This is a genomic window from Curtobacterium sp. MCLR17_032, assembly GCF_003234795.2.
Lineage (GTDB): Bacteria > Actinomycetota > Actinomycetes > Actinomycetales > Microbacteriaceae > Curtobacterium.
Window position 1 is genome coordinate 228879 of record NZ_CP126268.1, and the last position, 22714, is coordinate 251592.

A 22714-nucleotide genomic window follows, 5' to 3' on the forward strand; every position below is an offset into this window, starting at 1 on the left:
GGGAGGTTCGTTCAGCTCGGCCGAGGGCGGCGACGGACCTCAGGAACGATCAGATCCGGGATGGCGCGGAGCATGAACTGGTCGAAATCCGGGACGGTGAAGGCCGCGTACCCGTGCTCCGGTGTGAACAGCAGGCCCATGTCGATCAGTTCGGCCCGGGTGGGGCCCAACTGTGTCGACTCGCGGAGCATGACGCGCGCGACTTCAGATGCTTTCTGGGCCTCCGGACCCAGCTCCGCCATTGCGCGCATGTAAGCGGTCTGCAGTGGCGTCGCTCGGTCGAGGCGGACGCGGAAGAACGACGAGTCGAGCTTCGCCAGGTACGCCTCCTTGGCGGTTGAGACGTCATCTGCGGTGATGCTCCCGCCTTCCGCGATCTCCCACGCCTGGTATCCGAGCTCCTGGATGAAGTAGGGGTAGCCCTTCGTGATGGCGAGCGCCTCGGCGACAGCGGCCGGTTCGAATGCCACGCCTTCACGTTCGGCTGGGGCGATCAGTGCCTCGCGTGCGTCGTCGTCGCCGAGGGAATCGATCATGGGGAACCGGAACAACCGTTCCGCGTAGGACTTCGCATCGCCTGCGAGTTCGGCGATCTGTGGGAGCCCTGCACCGACGAACGTCACCGGGAGCTTGCGCTGCACGGTCTTGTGCATGGCCTGGATGAGCGCCTCGAGCTGCGCCTGGTTGAGGAACTGGACCTCGTCGATGAGGATCGCGACCCCTCGTTCCTTCTCCCTGGCCGCTTCTCCGACTGCGACGAGCACGTCGGTGAGGTCGAGTGCGAGGTCCCCGTGGTCGCCGAGACCCTCAGCAGCCTCGACGTCCCACGTCAGAGCCCAGGACCCCTCGTTCGTGACGTTGACGGAGAACGCGGTGAGTACCTCGGCTGCCCGCTGCGCTCGTTCCCCCCACCTCTTGCGCGGCGAGATCTGGAGAAGCGCCGACCGCAGGGAGGACGCGATCATCTGACGGAAGCGATCGTCACCCCGCTTGCTCGCTTCGATCTCCACGACTTCCCAACGAGCCTGACGGGCGAGGTCTGCGAACTCGTTCAACAGGACTGTCTTGCCGACCCCTCGGAGGCCGGTCATGATCATCGACTGTTCCGTCCGTCCGCGCGCGAGGCGCTCGAGGAGGACGGTGAAGGACCTCGTCTGCTCTGCTCGTCCCGCGATGATCTCGGGTGTCGCTCCCGCGTTCGGCGTGTACGGGTTCCTGATGCTGTCCATCGCGACCCAGGTTAGTGACTTTAGAGCGCTTTATCTATGGCTCATAAAACAATCACAACTGCCAAAACCGGCGTCACTCGGTGTCGTCGACCAGCAGGTCCTCATGCCGGTAGTCGCCCGAGCGCAGGCCTGCGCGGGCGATCATGTGCGTGGACACCGGCACGAGTGCGAGCTGGAACACCATCGCCGGGATCACCATCCACAGCACGGACCAGGTCCACACCGCGACGACGACGGCCGCCAGGCAGCAGGCCAGCCCGAGCACCTGCGGCTTCGACATCGCGTGCAGTCGGACCAGCGGGTCGGGGAAGCGGACGATGCCGATCGCCGCACCGAGTGACAGCCCGGCGCCGACGAGCAGCAGGCCGAGCGCGATCCACGCCCGGATGCCGGCGTCGTCGAGGAACGCCTGCAGCATGTCGGTCATCTCGGTCATCGCTGGCCTCCTGCGGTGTGGCCCTCGTCGGTGGCGTGTGCGTCGTCCGCCTGCCCGGCGACCGTGGCCTCGTCGGCGGCCTCGGCGGCGTGCTCGGGGGTGGTGGCGTCCATGCCCTCGTCCTCGGGGTCGGTCGACGGGGTGACGGCGCGGGCGACGGCGACGGTCGCGAAGACGCTCGTGGCGGCGATCACGACCAGGACCGGCACGGCGCTCGGGTCCTGCCGTACGACGATCGCGGCGGCGATGACGAGCAGGACGGTGGTGAGCACCATGTCCGACCCGATCATCCGGTCGAGGATCGTCGGCCCGCGGACGATCCTCCCGACCGCCAGCACGAGGGTGGCACCGAGCAAGGCCAGGACCAGGGCGATCCCGACGGCCAGGACGATCACGGCGGCGCTCACCGGACGACCTCGGGCAGCGGCTCGGACAGCTCGGAGACGTCCTGCGCGGAGCCGATCGCCCGGATCACGAGGGCCTCGATGCGCATGGCCTCCCGGCGGGCGTCGTCGACCTGCTCGACCCGTTCGGTGTCGAGCACGTGCAGCAGCAGGCGTCGGCGGCGCAGGTCCTCGTCGATGACGTAGGAGCCGGGGACGAGCGAGATCGCGATGGTGGACAGGGTGAAGGTCATCTCCGACGTGGTGTGCAACTGGACCAGGACGATCGAGCTCTTCCGGACCCCGCGCGGCCGGATCGCGACCCAGGCGACCCGGAAGGAGGCGACCACGACGTACCCGGCCCAGACGAGCAGGAACCAGAGGACGTGCACGACCGAGAACCGGGCGGACAGCGGCACCGGCGGCAGCGGCAGCGACTGGGTGACGAGCAGGGCGACGACGACCCCGCACAGCAGCGTCAGCGGGGTCCAGCTGCCCCAGAGCAGCGCCCACAGGACGGTGAGCCCGAGCACGAGCGGCACGTCGTACCGCCACGCCAGCGCCATCCGACGGGCGTTCGTGAACCGCTTGACGTCGCTCATCGGGTCGCACCGCCCAGGACGGCCTGCACGTACCGGTCGGGGGACTCGAGCGACTCGGCCGCCCGCGTCGCGTAGCCGTAGAGGGGGCCGGCCAGGACCGTCAGGGCCACCGAACCGAGCACGGCGATCGTGGTCACCGCGACGAGCATCGGCGGCAGCTTCGCCCGTGCCTCGTCGTTGGTCGGTGCGTTGCCGTGGCGGTGGGCGTCCGACCGTGTCGGGTCGTCGAGCGTCGCGACCGAGCCGTCGCCAGCCGGGGCGCGGACGACCGCAGCCGGCGTACCGGAGTCGGACGAGCCTCCTGTCCGACCGTCGGCCTCCGTCTCGGGGACCGTGACGGGCGCGGGTTCCGGCGCGCGCAGGTGCTCGTGCGGCTCGGCGACGCTGGCGTGCGGGGCGGCGGCCTCGGCGGCCGGCTTGGGCCGCCAGAAGGCCGCGTCCCAGACGCGCATCAGGGCGTACAGGGTCAGGAGGCTCGTCACGACTCCGGCACCGATCGTCACGTAGGCGAGTGGGGAGCCGTCCTCGGCTGCGGCGCGGAACAGCCCGAGCTTGCCGATGAAGCCGGAGAACGGCGGGATGCCACCGAGGTTGAACGCCGGGATCAGGTAGAGCGCCGCGAGCAGGGGAGCCGCCTTGAGCAGGCCGCCGAGCGAGCGCGTGGACGTGGTGCCGCCGACCCGTTCCATCAGCCCGGAGACCAGGAACAGGGTGGTCTGCACGACGATGTGGTGCACCGTGTAGAACACCGCGGCCGCGGTGCCGACCACCGACCCGAGCCCGATGCCCATCACCATGAACCCGATGTGGCTGATGAGCGTGAAGGACAGCAGCCGTTTCACGTCGGTCTGCGACACCGCGCCGAGCACCCCGACCACCATCGTCAGGACGGCGACGACGAGCAGGACCCCGTTGAGCTGTGGGCCGGGGAAGATGATCGTCTCGAGCCGGATGATCGCGTAGATGCCGACCTTCGTGAGCAGACCCGCGAACACCGCGGTGACCGGGGCCGGGGCGGTCGGGTACGAGTCGGGCAGCCAGAACGCCAGCGGGAACACGGCGGCCTTGATGCCGAACCCGATGAGCAGCATGGTGTGCAGCAGCAGCTGGACGTGGTCCGGCAGCTCGGCCACCCGCTGGCTGATCTGCGCGATGTTCACGGTGCCGGTCGCACCGTAGACCAGGCCGATCGCGGCGAGGAAGATCGACGACGCGATGAGGCTCGTGACGATGTACGTCGTGCCGGCGCGGACCCGCTGCACGCTGCCGCCGACGGTGATGAGCACGTAGCTCGCCACGAGCAGCATCTCGAACGCGACGTAGAGGTTGAACAGGTCACCGGCGATGAACGAGTCGAGCACGCCCGCCGCCAGCACCAGGTACGTCGGGTAGAAGATCGTGACCGGGGCGTCCTCGTCGTCGTCGGCCAGGCCCTGACCGATCGAGAACAGCAGGACGACGAGCAGCACCGAGCTCGACACCGTCAGGAGCAGGGCGCTCAACCGGTCGACCACGAGCGAGATGCCGTACGGCGCCTGCCAGCCGCCGACCTGCACGACGATCGTGCCGTGCCGGTCGACCAGGACCATCAGCGTGACCGCGACCGCGACGGCGATGACGAGCACCGCGACCGTGATGGCGCGCTGCAGCTGCTGGTGGCGGAGGAGCCCGAGGGCGACGGCGGCACCGAGCAGCGGGACGAGGACCAGGAGCGGGACGAGGAAGGTCACGTGCGGGGCCTGCTCTCGGTCTCGTGCGGGGCGGTGTGCGGTGCGGTGTCGTGCGGTGTCGTCTCGTGCGGGTCGTCGGCGTCCTCGGGGGACTTCGGGTCGTGCCGCCTCGGGCTGTCGTCCTCGGCGAGCTCGGGGTCGTCGTCGGCGGGGTCCTGGCGGTCGGTGCGGATCGCGACGTCGGCCTCGTCCACCTGGACCTCGTCGGCGCGGGACAGCCGCCACGAGCGGTGGATCAGGGCCAGCAGGAACGCACTGACCGCGAAGGTGATGACGATCGCGGTGAGGGCGAACGCCTGGGGCAGCGGGTCGGTGATGCCGTCCGCCGTCTTGCCGATCGGCGGGTTGCCCGCGGCGCCGGACATCGTCAGGAGCAGCAGGTTCAGGGCGTTGCCGAGCAGCAGGAAGCCGAGCAGCATCCGGGTCAGGGAGCGTTCGAGGAGCAGGTAGACGCCGCACGAGAACAGCACGGCCATCGCGATGACGAGGACGAGGGTGACGGTCATGCGGGTCCCTCCAGGGTGTCGGCGGTGGGGACGCGGCGGTCCTCGAGGCGCTGGCGGTCGACCTCGGCCCCGAGCGAGCGGAGCACGTCGAGCACGAGTCCGACGACGACCAGGTACACGCCGATGTCGAAGAACGTGGCGGTGACGAACTCGACGTGGCCGAGGACGGGGACGGTGGCCTCGAAGAACTCGGAGTAGAGCGCGTCCTTGCCGAAGAACATCGGCGTGATCGCGGTGATGCCGGCGGTGGCGACGCCGAGCCCGAGCAGTCGACCGGCACGGATCGGTGCCGCGGCCCCGAGCTCCGCCGGGCCGCCGGCCAGGTAGCGGGCAGCGAGGGCGATGCCGGCGACCAGGCCACCGGCGAAGCCACCACCGGCCGAGTTGTGACCGGCGAAGAGCAGGTACACCGACAGCACGACGAGGCCGTGGAACAGCAGACGGACGACGATGTCGAGCAGTGCCGAGCGTCCGGTCGGGATCGCCGCGCTGGTCGGCAGCCAGGCGCGCGGCTCACCGTCGGCCCGGTCGTCTCCGCTCGCGACCGAGGACGGCATGTCCCGGAGCCGGGGCAGGGTGTCCTCGCGGGAGCGGACGAAGATCAGGCTCGCGACGCCGGTCGCCGCAGCGACGACGACGGTCAGCTCGCCGAGGGTGTCCCAACCGCGGAGGTCGACCAGGGCGACGTTGACGACGTTGAGGCCGTGCCCGAACGAGCTGGTCAGCGCCGGCAGGTCCGGCCAGAGCGGCTCGGCGGTGCGCGCGGACGCGGCGACGACGACCACGATCGCCAGGGTCAGCCCCGCGAGCGCGGCGAACAGTGCGCGGAGCACCCGGAAGCGCGACGGGTTCGCGGTGCCGATCCGCGGGGGCAGCCGGCGCAGCACCAGGACGAACGCGATGAGCGTGACGGTCTCGACCACGAGCTGGGTGAGCGCGAGGTCGACGGCGCCGTGCAGCAGGAACAGGATCGCGGTGCCGTACCCGGTGACCCCGACCAGGACGGCGGCGGCGAACCGGGTCTTCGCGGCGAGGACGGCGATCGCGGCCATCGCCATCACGACGACGACGGGCAGCTGGCCCCAGGTGTCGGCGAAGCGGATGTGGAACGCCCAGGGACCGCCGACGACGAGGTTCGCCAGGGCACCGGCGACGAACACCGACAGGATCACGGTCAGGTAGTAGGGCAGCGAACCGCGCTGCAGGCTGGCGGTCAGCCAGGTCGCGAAACGGTCGAGGCCGCGCATCAGCCGTCGGTAGTTGGCGGAGGCGGACGGCGACCCGGCCAGGCGGTGCTGGACGGCCTCGACCCGGGTACGGAGCAGGAACAGGACGCCACCGCCGACCAGGGTCAGGGCGGAGATGCCGAGCGCCGGCTCGAACCCGTGCCAGAGCGCCAGGTGCGGGACCTCGGCGCTGCCGTGCCGTGCGGCCGTGGCGGCGGACTCGAACCCGTGCGCGACGAACGGGGTGGCGAGGCCGAGCACGAGCCCCGCGACGCCGAGGACGGTGGGGACGACCCAGAGCCCGTGCAGCGCGTGGGGCTCGGTCTGGGCGACCCCGGACTTCCGGGCGAAGGTGCCCCAGAAGAACCGGCACGAGTACGCCACGGTCAGGACCGACCCGACGGTCACGCCGACGAGTGCGACCCAGGCCCAGCCGGCGTCGGTGCCGTGCAGTTCCTCGAGGAAGCCGCCGAGCACCGCTTCCTTCGCGACGAAGCCGATGAGCGGCGGGATCCCGGCCATCGACGCGAGGGCGAGCACCGCGACGACCGCCAGCCCGGGCAGTCGTCGACCGACCCCGCTGAGCTTCCAGAGGTCCCGGGTGCCGCTGACGTGGTCGACCGTGCCGACGACCAGGAACAGCGTGGACTTGAACGTGGCGTGGGCGACGAGCAGGACGACCCCGCCGAGGGCGATCTCCGGCACGCCCCAGCCCGCGGCGAGCACGAGGAACCCGAGCTGGGCGACCGTGCCGTACGCCAGCAGCAGCTTGAGGTCGGTCTGCCGGAGCGCCCGGTACCCGCCGACGAGCATGCCGAGCACGCCGAGCACCGTGATGGTCTCGCGCCACCCGTCGAGCAGCGCGAACGCCGGGGCCAGGCGGGCGACCAGGTAGATGCCGGCCTTCACCATCGCGGCGGCGTGCAGGTACGCGCTCACCGGGGTCGGCGCGGCCATCGCGGCGGGCAGCCAGAAGTGGAACGGCACGATCGCCGACTTGGTCAGCGCGCCGACCAGGACGAGGACCACCGAGACCGTGACCGCCGTGCCGGTCGGGGGCGCGGCGATGATGCCGGAGAGCGAGGTCGTGCCGGCCGCGACCGAGATGACGACGAGCCCGGCGAGCATCGCGAGTCCGCCGGCCGTGGTGACGACGAGCGCCTGCATGGCCGCGGCCCGGCTCGCACGCTTCACGGCGTCGTGCCCGATGAGCAGGTAGGAGAAGACCGTCGTGGCTTCCCACAGGACGAAGAGCACGATGACGTCGTCGGCGATCACCAGGCCGTACATCGACCCGGCGAACGCGGTCAGGACGCTGGCGAACCGACCGAGACCCGGCTCGTCGTCGGCGAAGTACGAGGCGCAGTAGACCAGCACGAGCGCACCCACCACGGTGACCACGAGGGCGAGCACCCAGGACAGGGCGTCCACCCGGAACGCCAGGTCGAGGGCGAGCTGCGGGATCCAGCGGACGCGTTCCGTGACGCCGTCACCGAGCGCCGGAGCGGTCTGGGTCAGCGTGAGGACCGCGGCGGCGGCGGGTGCGAGGGCGGCGACGAAGAAGACGCGACGCCCCAGCAGGGGAGTGAGTGCGGGGACGACGAGTGCGATGACGCCGAACGCGATGAGGACGGTGAACACAGGGGCACCTCCTCGGGGGTCGGGCTGCAGTCCGGCTCTCTTGGCACCTCACAGCCTACGGAGAGCCGCATGGGCAGATCCTGTGCGAGCGGACAGGGTCCGTCGCGATGGACCAGACTGCCTCCGACTCTGCCCGCTCGCCGGCAGGACTGCCCGGCCCGGTTCATTCCTCGTACGCGCGCGACGGGATCTGGGTGGCGAGCTTGCCGCCGGACACGTCGAGCAGCGTCCCCGTCACGTACCCCGCCAGGTCGCTCGCCAGGAACAGCAGCACGTCCGCGACGTCGTCCGGGGTCTCCCACCGCCGGATCGACAGGGTGTCGAGCAGCCGGTCCTGGTCGGCGGTCGGCATGGTCGCGAAGCCGTTCATCGCGGTCGGCACCATTCCCGGCGCGTACGCGTTCACGGTGATGCCCCACGGCCCGAGCTCGGACGCCAGGACCCGGGTGAACTGCACGACGGCCGCCTTCGACGCCGCGTACGCCGCACTGCCGACGCTCGGCACGATCGCCGCGAAGGACGCCGCGTTGATGATCCGGCCGCGTCCCGCCCGCTGCATCACGGGCGCCACCGCCTGGCTCATGAGGAAGGTGCCGCCGAGGTTCACGTCCATGCACCGGCGCCACGCGTCCCACTCCAGGTCCGCCACCCGACCCTCGACGTTGATGCCGGCGTTGTTGACGAGGACGTCGACCGTGCCGTGCCGGGCGACGACCGCGTCGACGGCGGCGCGCACCGACGCCGGGTCGGTGACGTCGCAGGCGAGCACCTCGAGCGCGTGGGCCCCGACAGCGTGTGCGCCGTCGGGGACGGTGGGCGGGCCTCCCGGCTGCTCGTCCGCCGCGCGGTCGTCGAGCGCCGCGGCCAGGTCGAGCGCGACCACGTGCGCGCCCTCCCGTCGGAACCGCTCCGCGATGGTCCGGCCGATCCCGCGGGCGCCGCCGGTGACGACCACCACCCGGTCGCTGAGGTCGAGGTGCATCGTCGCTCCTTCGGGGCGTCCGTCGACGCCGACGCGTCTACTGTCCCACCCATGACGGACGAGCGCACAGCAGACCGGAGCACGACGGACGACCGCGTCCTCTGGGTCACCGGCGGTGGCAGCGGCATGGGGGCTGCGGCCGCGCAGGCGGCGGCCCGGTCGGGCTGGAGGCTCGTCCTCAGCGGCCGTCGCACCGAGCGTCTCGAGGCGGTCGCCGCCGGCATCCGCGCCGAGGGCGGCACCGCGGACGTCCTGCCCCTCGACGCCACCGACCCCGAGGCCGTGACCGCGGCCCGGGACACCCTCCTCGAACGCCACGGGCGGATCGACGGACTCGTGCTGTCCGCCGGGCTGAACTCGCCGCGGCGGCGCTGGGACGACCAGAGCATGACGGACCTCCGCGCCGTGATCGACACCAACCTGACCGCGGTGGTGCAGGTCGTCGACGCGGCCCTCCCCGCGCTCCGACGCTCCGGCGGGGTCGTCGTCGTGGTGTCCTCGTACGCCGGGTGGTCGTCGCAGCCGGGAGCCGGGGTGGCGTACTCGGCGAGCAAGACCGCGCTCGGTCCCGTCGTCCGCACGCTCAACCAGCAGGAGGCGCAGCACGGCGTCCGCGCCACGCACCTGTGCCCGGGCGACGTCGCGACGGACTTCCTCGAGCAGCGCCCGAGCGTGCCGGACGCCGCGGCCCGGGCGGTCATGCTCACGCCCGAGGACGTCGGTCGAGCGATCGGCTTCGTGCTCTGCGCTCCGGCACACGTGCGGATCGACGAACTCGTGCTGTCACCGGTGTCGCAGCACTGACGACCGGGCCGGGGCCCGCACCGGCGCGCGGCCTGCTCGTCGACCTGAGATGATCGACAGCGGCACGTCAGGCTCGTGCCGCGGAGGGTGAGCAGTGGACGCAGCAGAACAGGTGGTGCTGCAGCTCGTCGGCACCCCGTGGGCGTTCCTGGTCGTCGGCCTCGTGCTCGCCGTCGGCAGCATCGCGGTCTTCCTGCCCAGCCAGGCCATGGTCGTCGCGATCGGCACGCTCCTGGTCGGCGGTGACGGTGGGCTGCTGCCGGTGCTGCTCCTGGTCGTCGCGGCCACGATCGGCATGGTGCTCGGCGACCTGGCGCTCTACCGGTTGGCCCGGTCGGTCGACCTCGGCTCGAACTCCTGGTTCGCCCGGCCGAAGGTCCGGAAGGCCCGGGAGTCGATCGACGAGCGGTACCGCGCGGCCCCGGGTCGCATCGCGGTCCTCGGGCGCTTCATCCCGATGGGTCGGCTGACGACGAACCTGGTCGGCGCCGACAGCGGGCTCGACGTCCGTCGGTTCCTGCTCAGCTGCGCGCTCGCCGACGTCGTGTGGGCCGCGTACTGCGTCGGGATCGCCGCAGCGACCGGACACTGGAGCCGGGAGCAGCCGTTCCTCGTGACCGTGCTCGCGGTCGTGGCGTCGGTCCTGCTCGGCCTGGGGATCTCGGCGATCGAGAAGGCCGTGCGGCGACGCAGCGAGGCGGCGGCCGCGGCGGTCTGATCCGGCGATGGCCTGGTCCGTCGAGTGGCCTGGGCTCCGGCCGGTGCCCGCGCACTAGCGTGGTCGCACCGTCCGAAGGAGCACCCGTGCCGAGCCTCACCGACCTCGTCCCCGACCCCACCGCGCTCGAGACCCTGCACACCGGCAGCACCTGGGCCGAGGGGCCGTGCTGGGTCCCCACGACCCGGACACTGCGGTGGTCGGACATCCCGGGGGACCGCGTCCTGCAGTGGTCGGCGGCCGACGGTTCGGTGTCGGTGTACGCCCAGGGCGTCGAGTTCACCAACGGCCGGACCCTCGACCACGACGGTTCGGTGGTGCAGTGCTCGCACGGGCGCCGACGGGTGGAGCGCGACCGGGACGGCGTGGTCACCCCCATCACGACCCGGTGGGGCGCGGTGGCCTACAACTCCCCGAACGACGTCGTCGTCGCCCGGGACGGCAGCGTCTGGTTCACCGACCCGGCCTACGGCATCACCCAGCCGCGCGAGGGGCACCCGGGCGAGCGGGAGTACGGCGACCACTGGGTGTTCCGCTGCGGCCCCAACGGCGAGGACCTGCGCCCGGTCGTCCTCGACGCCGACGAGCCGAACGGTCTGGCGTTCTCGCCCGACGAGCGGGTCCTGTACGTGGCGAGCTCGGACGGCGACCGCCCGGTGATCCGCGCCTACGACGTCGTCACGGACGCTCCGGCTGCGCCCGGCGTCCGCGGGGTGCGGGTGAAGAACGGCCGTGACCTGGTGCGCTTCGCCCCGGGCGAGGGCGTGCCCGACGGCCTCCGCGTCGACGAGGCCGGGCGGATCTGGACCTCGGCCGCCGTCGGGGTGTTCGTGTACGAGCCGGACGGCACCCGGATCGGCGTGGTCCCGGTGCCCGAGACCGTCGCGAACCTCTGCTTCGGCGGCGACGACGGCCGCGACCTGTTCATCACCGCGACCACCTCGGTGCACCGCATCCGGACCACCACCCGGGACGCCGCCCGCCGCTGACGTATCCTGACTCGGCCATGCAGTGCGACTACTTCGACCGCGGGGTCTGCCGGTCGTGCACCCTGATGGGTCAGCCCTACGGAGACCAGGTCCTCGACAAGGAGCTCCGCACCCGCGAACTCCTGCACGACGCCGTCGACGCGGCCGGCGGCCCGGGGGCGGTGGAGTGGCTGCCGGCGGTGACCAGCCCGGAGTCCGGCTACCGCAACAAGGCGAAGATGGTCGTCGGCGGCACGGTGCAGCAGCCGACCGTCGGGATCCTCGACGAGCGGCAGCGCGGGGTCGACCTGCGGCACTGCGGCATCTGCACGCCGGGCATCCAGCACGCGCTGCCGGTCCTGGCCGACTTCATCGCGTCCGCCGGGCTGATGCCGTACGACGTCCGGCAGCGTCGTGGTGAGCTGAAGTACGTGCTCGTCACCGAGTCGCCCGACGGCGAGCTGATGGTGCGGTTCGTGCTCCGCAGCGAGGGGCAGTTGCCGCGCCTGCGTGACCGGCTCGGCGAGCTCCGCCGGGTCCTGCCGCAGGCCGTCGTGGTCACCGCGAACCTGCTGCCCGAGCACAAGGCCGTGACCGAGGGGGACCGGGAGGTCGTGCTCACGGAGCAGCAGACCCTGCCGATGCGCCTGGGGCCGGTGACGATGCACCTGCGCCCGCAGAGCTTCTTCCAGACGAACACGTCCGTCGCGACGCAGCTGTACGCGCAGGCGTCGGCGTGGATCGACGAGGTCGGCCCGGCCTCGATGTGGGACCTGTACTGCGGCGTCGGCGGGTTCGCGCTGCACGCCGCACGTCCGGGTCGATCGGTGACCGGCATCGAGACCAGCCGCGAGGCGATCGTGTCCGCGAAGCAGTCCGCCCGCGAGGCCGGCCTGACCGACGTCCGCTTCGCCGCCGACGACGCCACCGCCCACGCGCTGCGTGCCCGCCCCGGTACCGCCCCGGAACTCGTCGTCGTCAACCCGCCGCGGCGCGGCATCGGCGCCGAGCTCGCGGGCTGGTTCGAGAGGTCCGAGGTCCGGCACGTCGTCTACTCCAGCTGCAACCCGGTGACGCTCGCCCGCGACCTCGCGGTGATGCCCTCGTTCCGGCTGCGGCGCGTCCGCGTGCTCGACATGTTCCCGCAGACGGGGCACCTCGAGGCCGTCACGCTGCTGTCGCGGGCCTGACGGACGGGAGGCGCGGTGCGGGCCCGCCCCGCGCCTCCCGTCCGTCGTCGGGTCGCCGGATCCACGATTGCCAGGGAACTCGGAAGGTCGTGTACCCGGGTACGTGCGATCGCCGCGCCCATGGGCATCGCGACGTACAGGGTCGGTCTGGGGTACATAGCACTACTGGGTAGAACCGTTGGTCTCAGTTTGATAACGAGCGTGAGTTTCCTATGGTGGCCCACCGTGACGCCGGCGCGGAGGCTGCCCCCGGCGACACCATCAGACTGACCGCGATCGGTCGGGGTGGGCAGCCGACGTCGGGAACGACGACGCGACCCCGGTGGAGCAACGACATGAAGAACCACACCCGAACTCGCGCCCTCGTCGGCGGACTCGCCTTCGCTGGCATCGCCGCAACGGGCGTCGGTCTCGCGGCTGCACCGGCCAGCGCGGCCGACGGCTCGACCTGGGACGCCCTGGCGGCCTGCGAGTCCAGCGGCAACTGGGCCGCGAACACCGGCAACGGCTACTACGGCGGACTGCAGTTCACGCAGAGCACCTGGACCGCCAACGGCGGCACGGGCAGCCCGGCCGGCGCGAGCCGTTCGACGCAGATCGCCGTGGCCGAGAACGTCCTCGCCTCGCAGGGCTGGGGCGCCTGGCCCGCCTGCTCCGCGAAGCTCGGCCTGAGCGGCACGAGCGGCGCGGCCCCGGCACCCGTCGCCCAGCCGGCGGCACCGGCACCGGCTCCGCAGGCGGCGGCCCCGGCGGCACCGACCCGTCAGGCGGCTCCGGCACCGCAGGCCACGGCCCCGAAGGCCGTCGCGAGCACGCCGGCCCCGTCGGCGACCGCGACCAAGCCGGCCGCCGTCCCGACCAGCGGCAAGACCTACAAGGTGGCCTCGGGCGACACGCTCGACACCATCGCGACGAAGCTCGGCGTCGAGGGCGGCTGGAAGCAGCTGTGGGCGGCGAACACGTCGACCGTCGACGACGCGAACCTCATCTACGCAGGACAGACCCTGCAGCTCCCGGCCTGACGACCGCGTCTCGCGCCGATCGGAAGCGCCCCACGACCTCGGTCGTGGGGCGCTTCGTCATCCGGCGGCGTGGGTCGCGAGCCAGCCGGACACGTCGTCGGAGCGGAGCGCGATCGTCAGGCTGGAGACGGCCGACCGGTCGATCCGGACGTAGGACTGCCCGTCGTCGCTCGTGCCGCCACCGGCCGACGGCAGCGTCGTGGTGGACAGTCCGGCGGCCCGGAAGTCGCGGAGGGACCACCCCAGCCGGACGAGTGCCGAGAAGTCCAGGCCCGGGTCCACGGCGAGGTACTCGCTGCTCGAGGACACGAACCGCTGGATCGTCTCCGGGCTCGTCAGGGTGTCCTGGGAGACGACCCGTTGGACGACCGCGCGCATGAACGCCTGCTGGTTCCGCACCCGGGTGTGGTCGGCGTCGGCGAAGGCGTACCGTTCGCGCACGAAGGCGAGGGCTGTGTCGCCGTCCATGCGGTTGGGGCCGACCGTGAAGTGGTGCCCCCGGGCGTCGAACGCGGTCGACGAGTCGACGGTGACGCCTCCCAGCGCGTCGGTCATGTCGGCGAGGCCCGCGAAGTCCATCTCGGCCACGTGGTCGACCCGGACGTCGAGGAGCTGTTCGACGGTCTGCACCGTGAGGGCGACACCGCCCCAGGAGTACGCGGCGTTGATCTTCGCGGTGCCGTGGCCGGGGACGTCGACCCAGGAGTCGCGGAGGATCGAGATCAGGGAGACCTGCCGGCGATCCGCTGACAGGTGCGCGAGCATCAGCACGTCCGCACGGCCGCCTGCTGCGCCGTCGTGGTCCGGGTCGAGTCGGGCACGGGAGTCCGAGCCGATGAGCAGGACGTTCACAGCGCCTCCGGTGGCGCTCGGGCGCGCACCCGTCGGGAACGGGGAGTCGATGACGGTCCGCCCTGCGTCGTAGCGGTGTGCCAGGCCACCGATGAACGCGCTGACGACCACGGCGAGGACGATCGTCACGAGCGTGAGCAGCCCGACGGCGATCAGCAGCGCGCGACGGACGGGGCGCCGGCGGTGGCTCCGGGCGAGGGCACGACGGCCGGACATGGGACTCCCTGGGGGCAGGCCGGCCTGGTCACCGACTCACCCAGGGTGACACATCTCACATATCAGGTGCAAGTACCTCGTCGGGATCGGACCGCCGCACGCCGGCCACGATCGCGCCGAGCCGGGCGCGGAGCTCCGGGTCGTCCGGCAGGACCTCGCGCTCGATGTGCCGCGCGGTGTCCCACATCCGGCGCCCGTGCTCGGTCACGGTGACGAGTCGCCGACGGCCGTCCTCTGGGTGGGGACTGCGCTCGATCATCCCGTCGCGCTCCAGGCGCTCGAGGGTGCGCGACATCGTCTGGGGCTGGACGCGGGCGGTGCGGGCGATGACGTCGGCGCTGGTCGGTCCGGTGCGGAGGGCGATGTCGAGCGCGATGAGGGCGGCGTGCTGCAGCCCGATGGCCCGGAGACGCTCGTCCCACTCGCGTTCGACGGCGCGGGACGCAGCGGCGAGCAGGCGTCCGATCGGCCACTGCGCGGACTGGTCCTCCATGCCCCGAGTCTACGGTGGAGCAGTCCACCCGACCGCGGTGTGCCGCAAAGTGTTCAGCATGCTGACGATCGGTGTACGCTCGCCGTCGTGCCCCGCTCCCTCCGCATCGCGATCCCCGCCCTCGTCATCCTCGTCTGGCTGGTCGTCGCCTCGGTCGGCGGCCCCTTCTTCGGGCGGATCTCCGAGGTCTCGACGAACGACCAGACCTCGTTCCTGCCGGCCTCCGCCGACGCCACCGCGGTACAGGACCGCAGCAGTGCCTTCCGGGACGCCAGCGGGGCGCCGGCCATCGTCGTGCTCGAGCGGGACGGCGGGCTGACGTCCGCCGACACCGCCGCCGCTGACCGGATCGCCGAGGCGCTCGGGGACCGGGACGACGTCGACCAGGTCAGCCCGGTGATCCCGAGCCGGGACGGGGACGCGGTCGAGGTCGTCGCCACGCTGACCGCCTCGGCCGAGACCGGGGACGCGGTCGCAGCGATCCGGGCGGACGTGGACGACGCCCTGCCGGACGGGCTGCGCGGGTACGTCACGGGTCCGGCGGGCTTCACCGCCGACCTCACCGAGGCATTCGCGGGCATCGACGGCCTGCTGCTCGGGGTTGCGCTCCTCGCGGTGCTCGTCATCCTCATCGTGGTCTACCGCTCGCCGCTGCTGCCGTTCCTGGTGCTCGCCACCGCAGTGTTCGCCCTGACCGCGTCGATCCTGGTCGTCTGGGCACTGGCGAAGGCCGGCGTCGTCACCGTGAACGGGCAGGTGCAGGGCATCCTCTCGATCCTGGTGATCGGGGCCGCGACCGACTACGCGCTCCTCTACACGTCCCGGTACCGCGAGGCCCTCCGCGACCACCGCACCGGGTGGGACGCCACCAAGGCAGCACTCCGCGGCAGCCTCGAGCCGATCATCGCCTCGGGCGGCACGGTCATCGTCGGCGTGCTGTGCCTGCTGCTGTCGGACCTCAACTCGAACAAGGCGCTCGGCCCGGTCGCGGCGATCGGCATCGCCTTCAGCGTGCTCGCCGCCCTCACCCTGCTGCCCGCGCTCCTCCTCTGCTTCCGGCGTGCCGCGTTCTGGCCGCTGCGTCCCGCGTTCGGCAGCGCCCACCCGGTGCTCACCGGCCCGGACGCCCGGGGACTCTGGGCCCGGGTGGGCCGGCTCGTCGGGCGGCGCTCCCGGTTGGTCTGGATCGTCTGCACGGTCGGGCTCCTGGCGATGAGCACGGGCCTGCTCGGGCTGCGCGCTGACGGGGTGCCGCAGAGCGACCTGGTGATCGGGCAGTCGCAGGCCCGCGACGGCCAGACCGTGCTGGCGGACCACTTCCCCGGCGGCTCCGGCAGCCCGGCGCTCGTGCTCGGCGACGCGGACCGGATCGACCGTCTCGCCGACGCGGTCACCGGGGTGGACGGGGTCGACGGCGTCACCGCGGCCGCGAAGGACGCACCCTCCGGCACCACTCCGGTCGGCGCGGACGCCGCCGGCACGACGACCGGCACTGCCACCGGCGCCCCGGCTGCCGACCCGACCGTGTCACGCGGCCAGGTGCTCCTCGAGGCGACCCTCGCCGACCCGGCCGACTCCGCCGCGGCCGAGCGGACCGTCCGGCAGCTCCGCACCGCGGTCGAACGGGTCGACCCCGGTGCCCGCGTGGGTGGCGTCACCGCGACCGCGATCGACACGAACGACACCGGCATCCGCGACCGCACCCTGATCATCCCCGTCGTCCTGGGCGTGATCCTGCTCATCCTGATGCTGCTGCTCCGGAGCATCGTGACACCGCTCGTCCTCATCGGCAGCGTCATCGTGTCCTTCGCGGCCGCACTCGGCGTCGGCGCGCTCGTCTTCGACCACCTGTTCCACTTCCCCGGAGCCGACCCGTCGGTGCCGCTGTTCTCGTTCGTGTTCCTGGTGGCGCTCGGCGTGGACTACAACATCTTCCTCATGACCCGGGTGCGGGAAGAGACGCTCCGCCACGGTCCGCGCGAGGGCGTCCTGCGCGGGCTCGGGGCCACCGGTGGGGTGATCACCTCTGCGGGGGTCGTGCTCGCCGCCACCTTCGCGGCCCTCGGGGTGATCCCGATCCTGTTCCTCGTGCAGATCGCCTTCGTCGTCGCGTTCGGGGTGCTGCTCGACACCGTGGTGGTCCGGTCCCTGCTCGTCCCGGCGCTCGTGCTCGACCTCGGTCGTCGGGCCTGGTGGCCGTCGCGCCTCTCGCGCCGACCGCGTGACATGTGACACGCTGAGCGCATGCCCGTACCCTCCACGCAGCCGGCCGCCGAGCGCAAGCTCCTCCGTGACACCGTCCAGGACAAGATCCGCGACGCGATCATGGACGGCACCCTGGAGCCCGGCGAACGCCTCAACGACGACGACCTGATCGCCTGGCTCGGTGTCTCCCGCACCCCGATCCGCGAAGCGCTCGCCGAACTGGCCCGCGCCGGACTGGTCGAGATGGCGCCGAACCGGTACACCCGGGTCGCCGCCCCCACCAAGACCGAGCTGCTCGACGCGTACCAGACCCTCGGCGTGATCTACGGCGGTGTCGTCCGGCTGGCGGTCCCGCGCTTCACCGACGCCGAGCGCCGCCGGGTCGTGGCGACGCTCGACCAGGTGCTCACACAACTCGGCAAGGGCGAGCAGGCAGCCCTGGCGCACGACGGCGCCGACGTCTACGCGATGTGGGCGGACGCGTGCGGCAACGCCTCGCTCGCGCAGCTCTGCAAGGCGACGACCGACGGGCTGTCGTTCAAGCTCCGCGTGCCCGAGATCGCCGAGGTCGTGCCCGTGGACGTCGTCACACCCCGGATCGCGGACCTCCGTGACGCGGTGCGTGCGAAGGACCCGATCGCCGCCGAGCTGGCCATGGAGGCCGTGCACCTGCTGCCCGAGCGGAGCTGAGACGTGAGCACCGAGCGGAGCTGAGCGGCGGGCACCGAGCGGAGCTGAGCGGCGGGCGGTCGCTCAGGCCGGGAGCAGCCCGGTCGCGAGCCCCACGCCCCACAGCACCACGATCGCCGCGAGTGCCCCGAGGTGCCACCACCCGTGCATCACGAGCACGGCCGCGAACTCGCGGAGGAACGCGCTCGGCACCGACTGCCTGGCCGTCGGCGCCCCGAGCACCCGGGCGTCGAGGCCCGTCCGTCGCGCCGTCATCGCGGTGCGCATCACGTGGTAGTCGTTCGTGACGACGAGCGTCCGGCCGTGCAAGCCGGCGTCGCGCAGCACGTCGGCGGAGTACCGGAGGTTCTCGCGGGTGTTCGTCGACCGGCCCTCCCGGTGCACCAGTCCGGCGGGCACTCCGTGCGCGACCAGGTACTCCGCCATCGCGTCGGCCTCGGTGCGGTCCTCGTCCTCGCCCTGGCCGCCGGAGGGCACCACGACCGGCGTGCGGCCGGCGGCGACGGAGCGGTGGAACACCTCGAGCGTGCGGTCCAGGCGGGACCGCAGCATCGGCGAGACCGCACCGTGCACGAGCCCGCAGCCGAGGACGACCAGTGACTCGGCCTCCTCCGTGACCCGGACGTGGCCGTACGCGACCGCGGCGCCGAGGAACACGGCGAACACCAGCGCCAGGTACCCCGCCAGTGCCAGGACCAGCACGAGCAGCGCCGTGCTCACCGTGGTCCCGACGGCTGCGAGGACCGCGACCAGGACGCCGAGCGCCAGGACGGCCAGCCCGGCGACGAGCGCCAGCAACCGGGTCAGGCTCCGTGCGCCGCGCCGGAACGCACGGGCCCCGTTCACCAGCAGGGGGACCGCCACGGCGGCGCAGCAGACGGCGACGACGGTCAGGAACACGCGACCGACAGTACGGGGCGAGCATGGGTGGACGGGAGGCGTTGCGCACGTCCGGCACCGGGCCTCCCGGAACGGTGCGTACAGGACGTCCAGGCGGAATCCATGTCATCTGCGCGCTCCACGGTTATGGTTCTCCCCGTGACGAACGCACCCGAGGAGACCAGGCCACGCCGGGCCGATCGCGCCGTGCCGCCCCGCCACGGACGCCGCAAGCGCCACTGGGGAGTCGTCTTCCCTGCGCTCGCCGGCGTCCTCACGATGGCTGTGCTGCTGAGCGGCGGGTACGCGGCGTACGCGTACAACCGCCTGGCCAGCAGCGTCACGAAGGTGGACGCGATCGGCAGTGCGCCGCCCGCGAAGGACGACGTCGACGGCCGCGCGATGAACATCCTGCTCGTCGGCGACGACCACCGTCCGGACAACGCGACGCCGGAGCAGATGGCGGAGCTCAACACCCAGTCCGACGGCGGCGCGACCAACACGGACACGATGATCGTGCTGCACATCGCCGCGGACGGCCGGAGCGCGACGATGATCTCGTTCCCGCGCGACTCGTACGTGGACATCCCGGGCGTCGGCAAGGGCAAGCTCAACAGCGCGTTCTCGTACGGCACGATGAACGGCGGTGGGGACACCGGCGGTGCGAAGAAGCTCATCGCGACGATCCAGGGCCTCAGCGGGCTGACGATCGACCACTACGTGCGCGTCTCGCTGCTCGGGTTCTACGAGATCGTCAAGCAGCTCGGTCCGGTGAACGTCTGCCTGAACCAGGCTGCCCAGGACGACTTCTCGGGTGTCGACCTGCCGGCCGGCGTCTCGGAGCTCAACGCGGCGCAGGCCCTGTCGTTCGTCCGGCAGCGGCACGGTCTGCCGAACGGTGACCTCGACCGCCAGGTCCGCCAGCAGTACTTCCTGTCGCAGGAGGCCCGGAAGATCCTGTCCGCCGGCACCCTGCTCAACCCGGTGAAGACGACGAACATCATCGACGCGATCGGCAGCTCGGTGGAGACCGACCAGGGGCTCGACATGCTGACCCTGGCGCGGCAGATGAGCAACCTGCGGCCGTCGAACATCAAGTCGGCGACGATCCCGATCCTCGGCACCCCGACGATCTACCCGAACGGGTCGGCACTGTCGATCGTCGAGGTCGACACCGCCGGCATGCCCGCGTTCGTGCAGAGCCTGGTCGGCGAGCCGCCGGCGTACACGCAGGCGACCGCGGCTGCGGCCGGGTCGGTCTCGGTGACGGTCTCGAACGGCAGCGGCGTCACGGGTGCCGCGGCCGCCGCTTCCGCGGTGCTCGCGGGTCGTGGCTTCCAGGTCGGCGCCCCGGGTTCCTCGGACACCACGGCGACGACGATGGTGCAGTACCCGGTCGGCATGGAGGCGCAGGCCAAGGCCCTGGTCGCCGTCGTGCCCGGCGCGGTGCCGGTCCAGAGCACCGCCGTGCAGGGGGTCACCCTGGTGCTCGGCACCGACGGCAAGACGCCGCAGGCCGCCGCCCAGCCGGGCACGTCGACGCCCGCCCCGGCGGAGCCGTCGAAGGAGGCCGCAGCGCCGAAGCCGACGACGGCGCCCGCCGAGCCGAGCCCGTCGTCCACCGCCGTCCACGAGTACGGCCAGGAGGGCGTCTGCATCAACTGACGCCGGCCGGTCGGCCACGTCTCGCCGCTGTCATCCAGACTGGCATGTCACATTACGGGACGTGGATGACGAGCTGCGCCGACGACGGGACGAGGAGCGCGCCCTGCTGCTGCGGGTCGCCGCGGGGGACCGGGAGGCCTTCCGCCGGATCGACGAACGGTTCCGGCCGCTCGTCCTGCAGGTCGCCCGGCGCCAGCTGCACGACGCCTGGCTCGCTGAGGACGTCACGCAGGACGTGATGCTCGAGGTCTGGCGGCTCGCTCCCCGCTACGACCCGTCACACCCGGTGATCGCCTGGATCCGGACCATCGCGACCCGGCGGGCGATCGACCGGGTCCGGAAGGCCCAGGCGGACCGCGAGCGGGACCGGCGTCTGGGCATCCGCGACCACGAGGCACTCGACCACAGCTCACTGGACCGCGCCGAGGCCGTGCTCGACCGACAGGCGCTCCGCCGGGCACTGGGCACGCTGCCGGAGCGACAGCGGCACGCGGTGGTCCTGCGCTACCTGGCCGACCTGTCCGGCCCGGAGCTCGGGCGGGCGCTCGGGGTCCCCACCGGCACGGCGAAGTCGCGCGCGCGGGACGGCGTGCTGACGCTCCGGCGGACCCTGGTCGGTCCGGCAGGCGAAGGCAGCGAGGGCTCCGGGCGCCGCCTGGGTAGGTTCGAGGGGTGACCAGCACCGCACGCCCGATCACCCTCATGACCTACAACATCAAGAACCCGGACCCGGTGCACGACTGGCCCGCCCGACTGCCCGTCGTCCTCGACGTCATCCGCCGCCACGACCCCGACCTGCTCTGCGTGCAGGAGGCCTTCGACCACCAGATGGACGCCCTCCGCCAAGGCCTGCCGGACCACGACGCCGTCGGCCAGGGACGAGAGGGCGGTACGGCGGGCGAGCACGCCGCGGTGTTCTACCGGCGCGACCGGTTCCGCCCCGTCGACTCCGGATCGTTCTGGTTGTCGGACACCCCGGACGAGCCCGTCTCGAACACCTGGGACAGCCTGTACCCGCGGATCGCGAACCACGCGCGGTTCCTCGATGCCGAGGGTCCGGCGTTCACGCTGCTGACGACGCACATGGACCACGAGCAGGGCCCGCACGGCGACGAGGTCCGCGCCCGCAGTGCCGCGCTCGTCGTGCAGCGGCTGTCGGTCGTCGACGGCCCGGTGCTCTTCGCGGGGGACTGCAACGAGCCGGCCGGGGCGGGTGCGGCCTCGCAGGTGTTCGCGGACGCCGGCTACACCGACGCCTGGAGCGTGGCGGGGGACCCGGACGACCACACGGCGTCCTACAACGACTGGCAGCCGCCGGTGGCGACCGGGGAGCGCATCGACTGGGTCTTCACGCGTGACGTCACCGCGGTCGACCGGGTGCGGATCGACCACGACGGGCCGGAGACCTGGTTCGCGAGCGACCACTTCCCGGTGATCGCGACGATCCGGGTCTGAACCTCAGAAGCCGCGGGGCCTCAGCAGCCGCGGGCGGGGCGGATCGGCATCGGCGACCCGATCACGGTGACGGTGGAGTCGTCGGTCAGGACCGAGACGCCGTTGGCACCGTCGCCGTTTGCACCGTCGCCCTCGGTGCCGTGGTGGCCGCCGGTCCCGCGGTCGCCATCGTGGTCACTGTCGTCGGTCCACCCGCGCTGCAGCAGGAGCTGCCACGCCTGGGCGTCGTCCGACCCGAGGGACTCGCGGTCGCTCGCCGGTGCGTCGTCGATCTGGTCAGAGACGTCGTCGCCGACCTGGACCCCGTCCGGCCCGGAGAGCTCGATGACCGCGCCGAGACGGGAGCGGACGTGGTCGCGGAGCACGCGGACCTCGACCCGGTTGCCGGCGGTGCCGGGCTCCGCCAACGCGGCGACGCGGATCGCACCGCCCCACGTCGAGGTCGTGCTGGCCGGCACGCAGCGACCGGCGTCGCCGACGGCGGTCTGCGTGCGTGCGGGGGTGCCGAGGATGCGGTTGAGGACCGAGACGGTGTGCTTGGCGTCGCGCATCGACACGGTCGTGACGGTGTGGTCGTCGGAGCGGAACACGATCGACTCGGCGCGGAGCTCGACGGCGTCGACGGACTTCAGCGCGCCGGACGACACCGGACGCCAGGTCGGCACGGGATCGGCGGTGCGGGTCGCGGACGCGGTCGGCTCAGCGGCAGCAGCGCGGTCGGCGTCCTGGCCGGACCAGTGCACGACCGCCTGGCCGTTGCCCACCACGAGGGCGAGCGCCACGGCGCCGATCGTCATCACAGTCCTGGGAGTCACTCGCTCG

The 22714-nt window shown here is 72.2% G+C and carries 22 protein-coding genes; 10 read left to right on the forward strand and 12 right to left on the reverse strand.

Going from position 1 to position 22714, the window contains the following annotated elements; translation table 11 throughout:
* Positions 1-11: 11 nt before the first annotated feature.
* The 8 genes from DEI97_RS01110 to DEI97_RS01145 form a co-directional block, all read right to left on the reverse strand.
* The gene (locus DEI97_RS01110) at positions 12-1229 is read right to left on the reverse strand and encodes an ATP-binding protein (protein WP_111075179.1); all 1218 of its coding nucleotides are present in this window, start codon (positions 1227-1229) and stop codon (positions 12-14) included.
* A gap of 73 nt (positions 1230-1302) precedes the next feature.
* Positions 1303-1665, reverse strand: a complete 363-nt coding sequence (gene mnhG, locus DEI97_RS01115; RefSeq protein ID WP_111075178.1) for a monovalent cation/H(+) antiporter subunit G — start codon at positions 1663-1665, stop codon at positions 1303-1305.
* Entirely contained in the window at positions 1662-2072 is a 411-nt protein-coding gene (locus DEI97_RS01120; RefSeq protein WP_181439275.1) for an MrpF/PhaF family protein, read from the reverse strand. Before DEI97_RS01120 ends, mnhG begins: the two co-directional genes overlap by 4 nt.
* On the reverse strand, positions 2069-2650 hold the full coding sequence (locus tag DEI97_RS01125; protein WP_111075177.1) for a Na+/H+ antiporter subunit E: 582 nt from the start codon (positions 2648-2650) through the stop codon (positions 2069-2071). Before DEI97_RS01125 ends, DEI97_RS01120 begins: the two co-directional genes overlap by 4 nt.
* Positions 2647-4380 (reverse strand): Na+/H+ antiporter subunit D, encoded by a 1734-nt coding sequence (locus DEI97_RS01130; RefSeq protein ID WP_111075176.1) that lies wholly within the window; start codon positions 4378-4380, stop codon positions 2647-2649. The genes DEI97_RS01125 and DEI97_RS01130 overlap by 4 nt, the downstream gene beginning before the upstream one ends.
* Positions 4377-4886 carry a Na(+)/H(+) antiporter subunit C gene (locus DEI97_RS01135; protein ID WP_111075175.1) on the reverse strand — a complete coding sequence of 170 codons (510 nt, stop codon included), beginning with the start codon at positions 4884-4886 and terminating at the stop codon, positions 4377-4379. The genes DEI97_RS01130 and DEI97_RS01135 overlap by 4 nt, the downstream gene beginning before the upstream one ends.
* Complete coding sequence (locus tag DEI97_RS01140; RefSeq protein ID WP_111075174.1) at positions 4883-7753, reverse strand: Na+/H+ antiporter subunit A; 2871 nt, start codon at positions 7751-7753, stop codon at positions 4883-4885. Before DEI97_RS01140 ends, DEI97_RS01135 begins: the two co-directional genes overlap by 4 nt.
* Before the next feature lie 163 nt (positions 7754-7916).
* The gene (locus DEI97_RS01145) at positions 7917-8735 is read right to left on the reverse strand and encodes an SDR family NAD(P)-dependent oxidoreductase (RefSeq protein WP_111075173.1); all 819 of its coding nucleotides are present in this window, start codon (positions 8733-8735) and stop codon (positions 7917-7919) included.
* A gap of 51 nt (positions 8736-8786) precedes the next feature.
* Between DEI97_RS01145 and DEI97_RS01150 the strand changes: the two genes are divergently transcribed.
* The 5 genes from DEI97_RS01150 to DEI97_RS01170 all read left to right on the forward strand — a co-directional run bounded on the left by DEI97_RS01150 (position 8787) and on the right by DEI97_RS01170 (position 13437).
* Positions 8787-9539, forward strand: coding sequence for an SDR family oxidoreductase (locus DEI97_RS01150; protein WP_111075172.1), 753 nt, complete (start codon positions 8787-8789; stop codon positions 9537-9539).
* A 94-nt stretch (positions 9540-9633) separates the two neighbouring features.
* The gene (locus DEI97_RS01155; RefSeq protein ID WP_111075171.1) at positions 9634-10257 is read left to right on the forward strand and encodes a DedA family protein; all 624 of its coding nucleotides are present in this window, start codon (positions 9634-9636) and stop codon (positions 10255-10257) included.
* Between the two features lie 86 nt (positions 10258-10343).
* Positions 10344-11246, forward strand: coding sequence for an SMP-30/gluconolactonase/LRE family protein (locus tag DEI97_RS01160; protein ID WP_258376725.1), 903 nt, complete (start codon positions 10344-10346; stop codon positions 11244-11246).
* Between the two features lie 17 nt (positions 11247-11263).
* Positions 11264-12415: a 23S rRNA (uracil(747)-C(5))-methyltransferase RlmC gene (rlmC, locus tag DEI97_RS01165; protein ID WP_111075169.1), complete on the forward strand. Its 1152-nt coding sequence runs from the start codon at positions 11264-11266 to the stop codon at positions 12413-12415.
* Positions 12416-12750: 335 nt separating this feature from the next.
* The gene (locus tag DEI97_RS01170; protein WP_111075285.1) at positions 12751-13437 is read left to right on the forward strand and encodes a LysM peptidoglycan-binding domain-containing protein; all 687 of its coding nucleotides are present in this window, start codon (positions 12751-12753) and stop codon (positions 13435-13437) included.
* 57 nt (positions 13438-13494) lie between these two features.
* Here DEI97_RS01170 and DEI97_RS01175 read toward each other — a convergent pair whose 3' ends face one another.
* Both DEI97_RS01175 and DEI97_RS01180 read right to left on the reverse strand, forming a co-directional pair.
* On the reverse strand, positions 13495-14505 hold the full coding sequence (locus tag DEI97_RS01175) for an LCP family protein (RefSeq protein WP_111075168.1): 1011 nt from the start codon (positions 14503-14505) through the stop codon (positions 13495-13497).
* A gap of 55 nt (positions 14506-14560) precedes the next feature.
* Positions 14561-14998, reverse strand: a complete 438-nt coding sequence (locus DEI97_RS01180) for a MarR family winged helix-turn-helix transcriptional regulator (RefSeq protein ID WP_111075167.1) — start codon at positions 14996-14998, stop codon at positions 14561-14563.
* An 87-nt stretch (positions 14999-15085) separates the two neighbouring features.
* Here DEI97_RS01180 and DEI97_RS01185 point away from each other — a divergent pair, with 87 nt between their 5' ends.
* Positions 15086-17230, forward strand: a complete 2145-nt coding sequence (locus DEI97_RS01185; protein WP_111075166.1) for an MMPL family transporter — start codon at positions 15086-15088, stop codon at positions 17228-17230.
* A gap of 12 nt (positions 17231-17242) precedes the next feature.
* On the forward strand, positions 17243-17893 hold the full coding sequence (locus tag DEI97_RS01190; RefSeq protein ID WP_111075165.1) for a GntR family transcriptional regulator: 651 nt from the start codon (positions 17243-17245) through the stop codon (positions 17891-17893).
* Positions 17894-17956: 63 nt separating this feature from the next.
* Here DEI97_RS01190 and DEI97_RS01195 read toward each other — a convergent pair whose 3' ends face one another.
* On the reverse strand, positions 17957-18793 hold the full coding sequence (locus DEI97_RS01195) for a YdcF family protein (protein WP_111075164.1): 837 nt from the start codon (positions 18791-18793) through the stop codon (positions 17957-17959).
* 138 nt (positions 18794-18931) lie between these two features.
* Between DEI97_RS01195 and DEI97_RS01200 the strand changes: the two genes are divergently transcribed.
* The 3 genes from DEI97_RS01200 (at position 18932) to DEI97_RS01210 (ending at position 21892) form a co-directional block, all read left to right on the forward strand.
* A complete protein-coding gene (locus DEI97_RS01200; protein WP_253466354.1) occupies positions 18932-20437 on the forward strand; it encodes an LCP family protein in 1506 nt (501 codons plus the stop codon).
* Between the two features lie 61 nt (positions 20438-20498).
* The gene (locus DEI97_RS01205) at positions 20499-21113 is read left to right on the forward strand and encodes a sigma-70 family RNA polymerase sigma factor (RefSeq protein WP_111075163.1); all 615 of its coding nucleotides are present in this window, start codon (positions 20499-20501) and stop codon (positions 21111-21113) included.
* The gene (locus DEI97_RS01210; protein ID WP_111075162.1) at positions 21110-21892 is read left to right on the forward strand and encodes an endonuclease/exonuclease/phosphatase family protein; all 783 of its coding nucleotides are present in this window, start codon (positions 21110-21112) and stop codon (positions 21890-21892) included. Before DEI97_RS01205 ends, DEI97_RS01210 begins: the two co-directional genes overlap by 4 nt.
* Before the next feature lie 20 nt (positions 21893-21912).
* On the opposite strand, the gene DEI97_RS01215 is transcribed toward DEI97_RS01210, so the two are convergent.
* A complete protein-coding gene (locus DEI97_RS01215) occupies positions 21913-22707 on the reverse strand; it encodes a hypothetical protein (RefSeq protein ID WP_146248157.1) in 795 nt (264 codons plus the stop codon).
* Between the last annotated feature and the right edge of the window lie 7 nt (positions 22708-22714).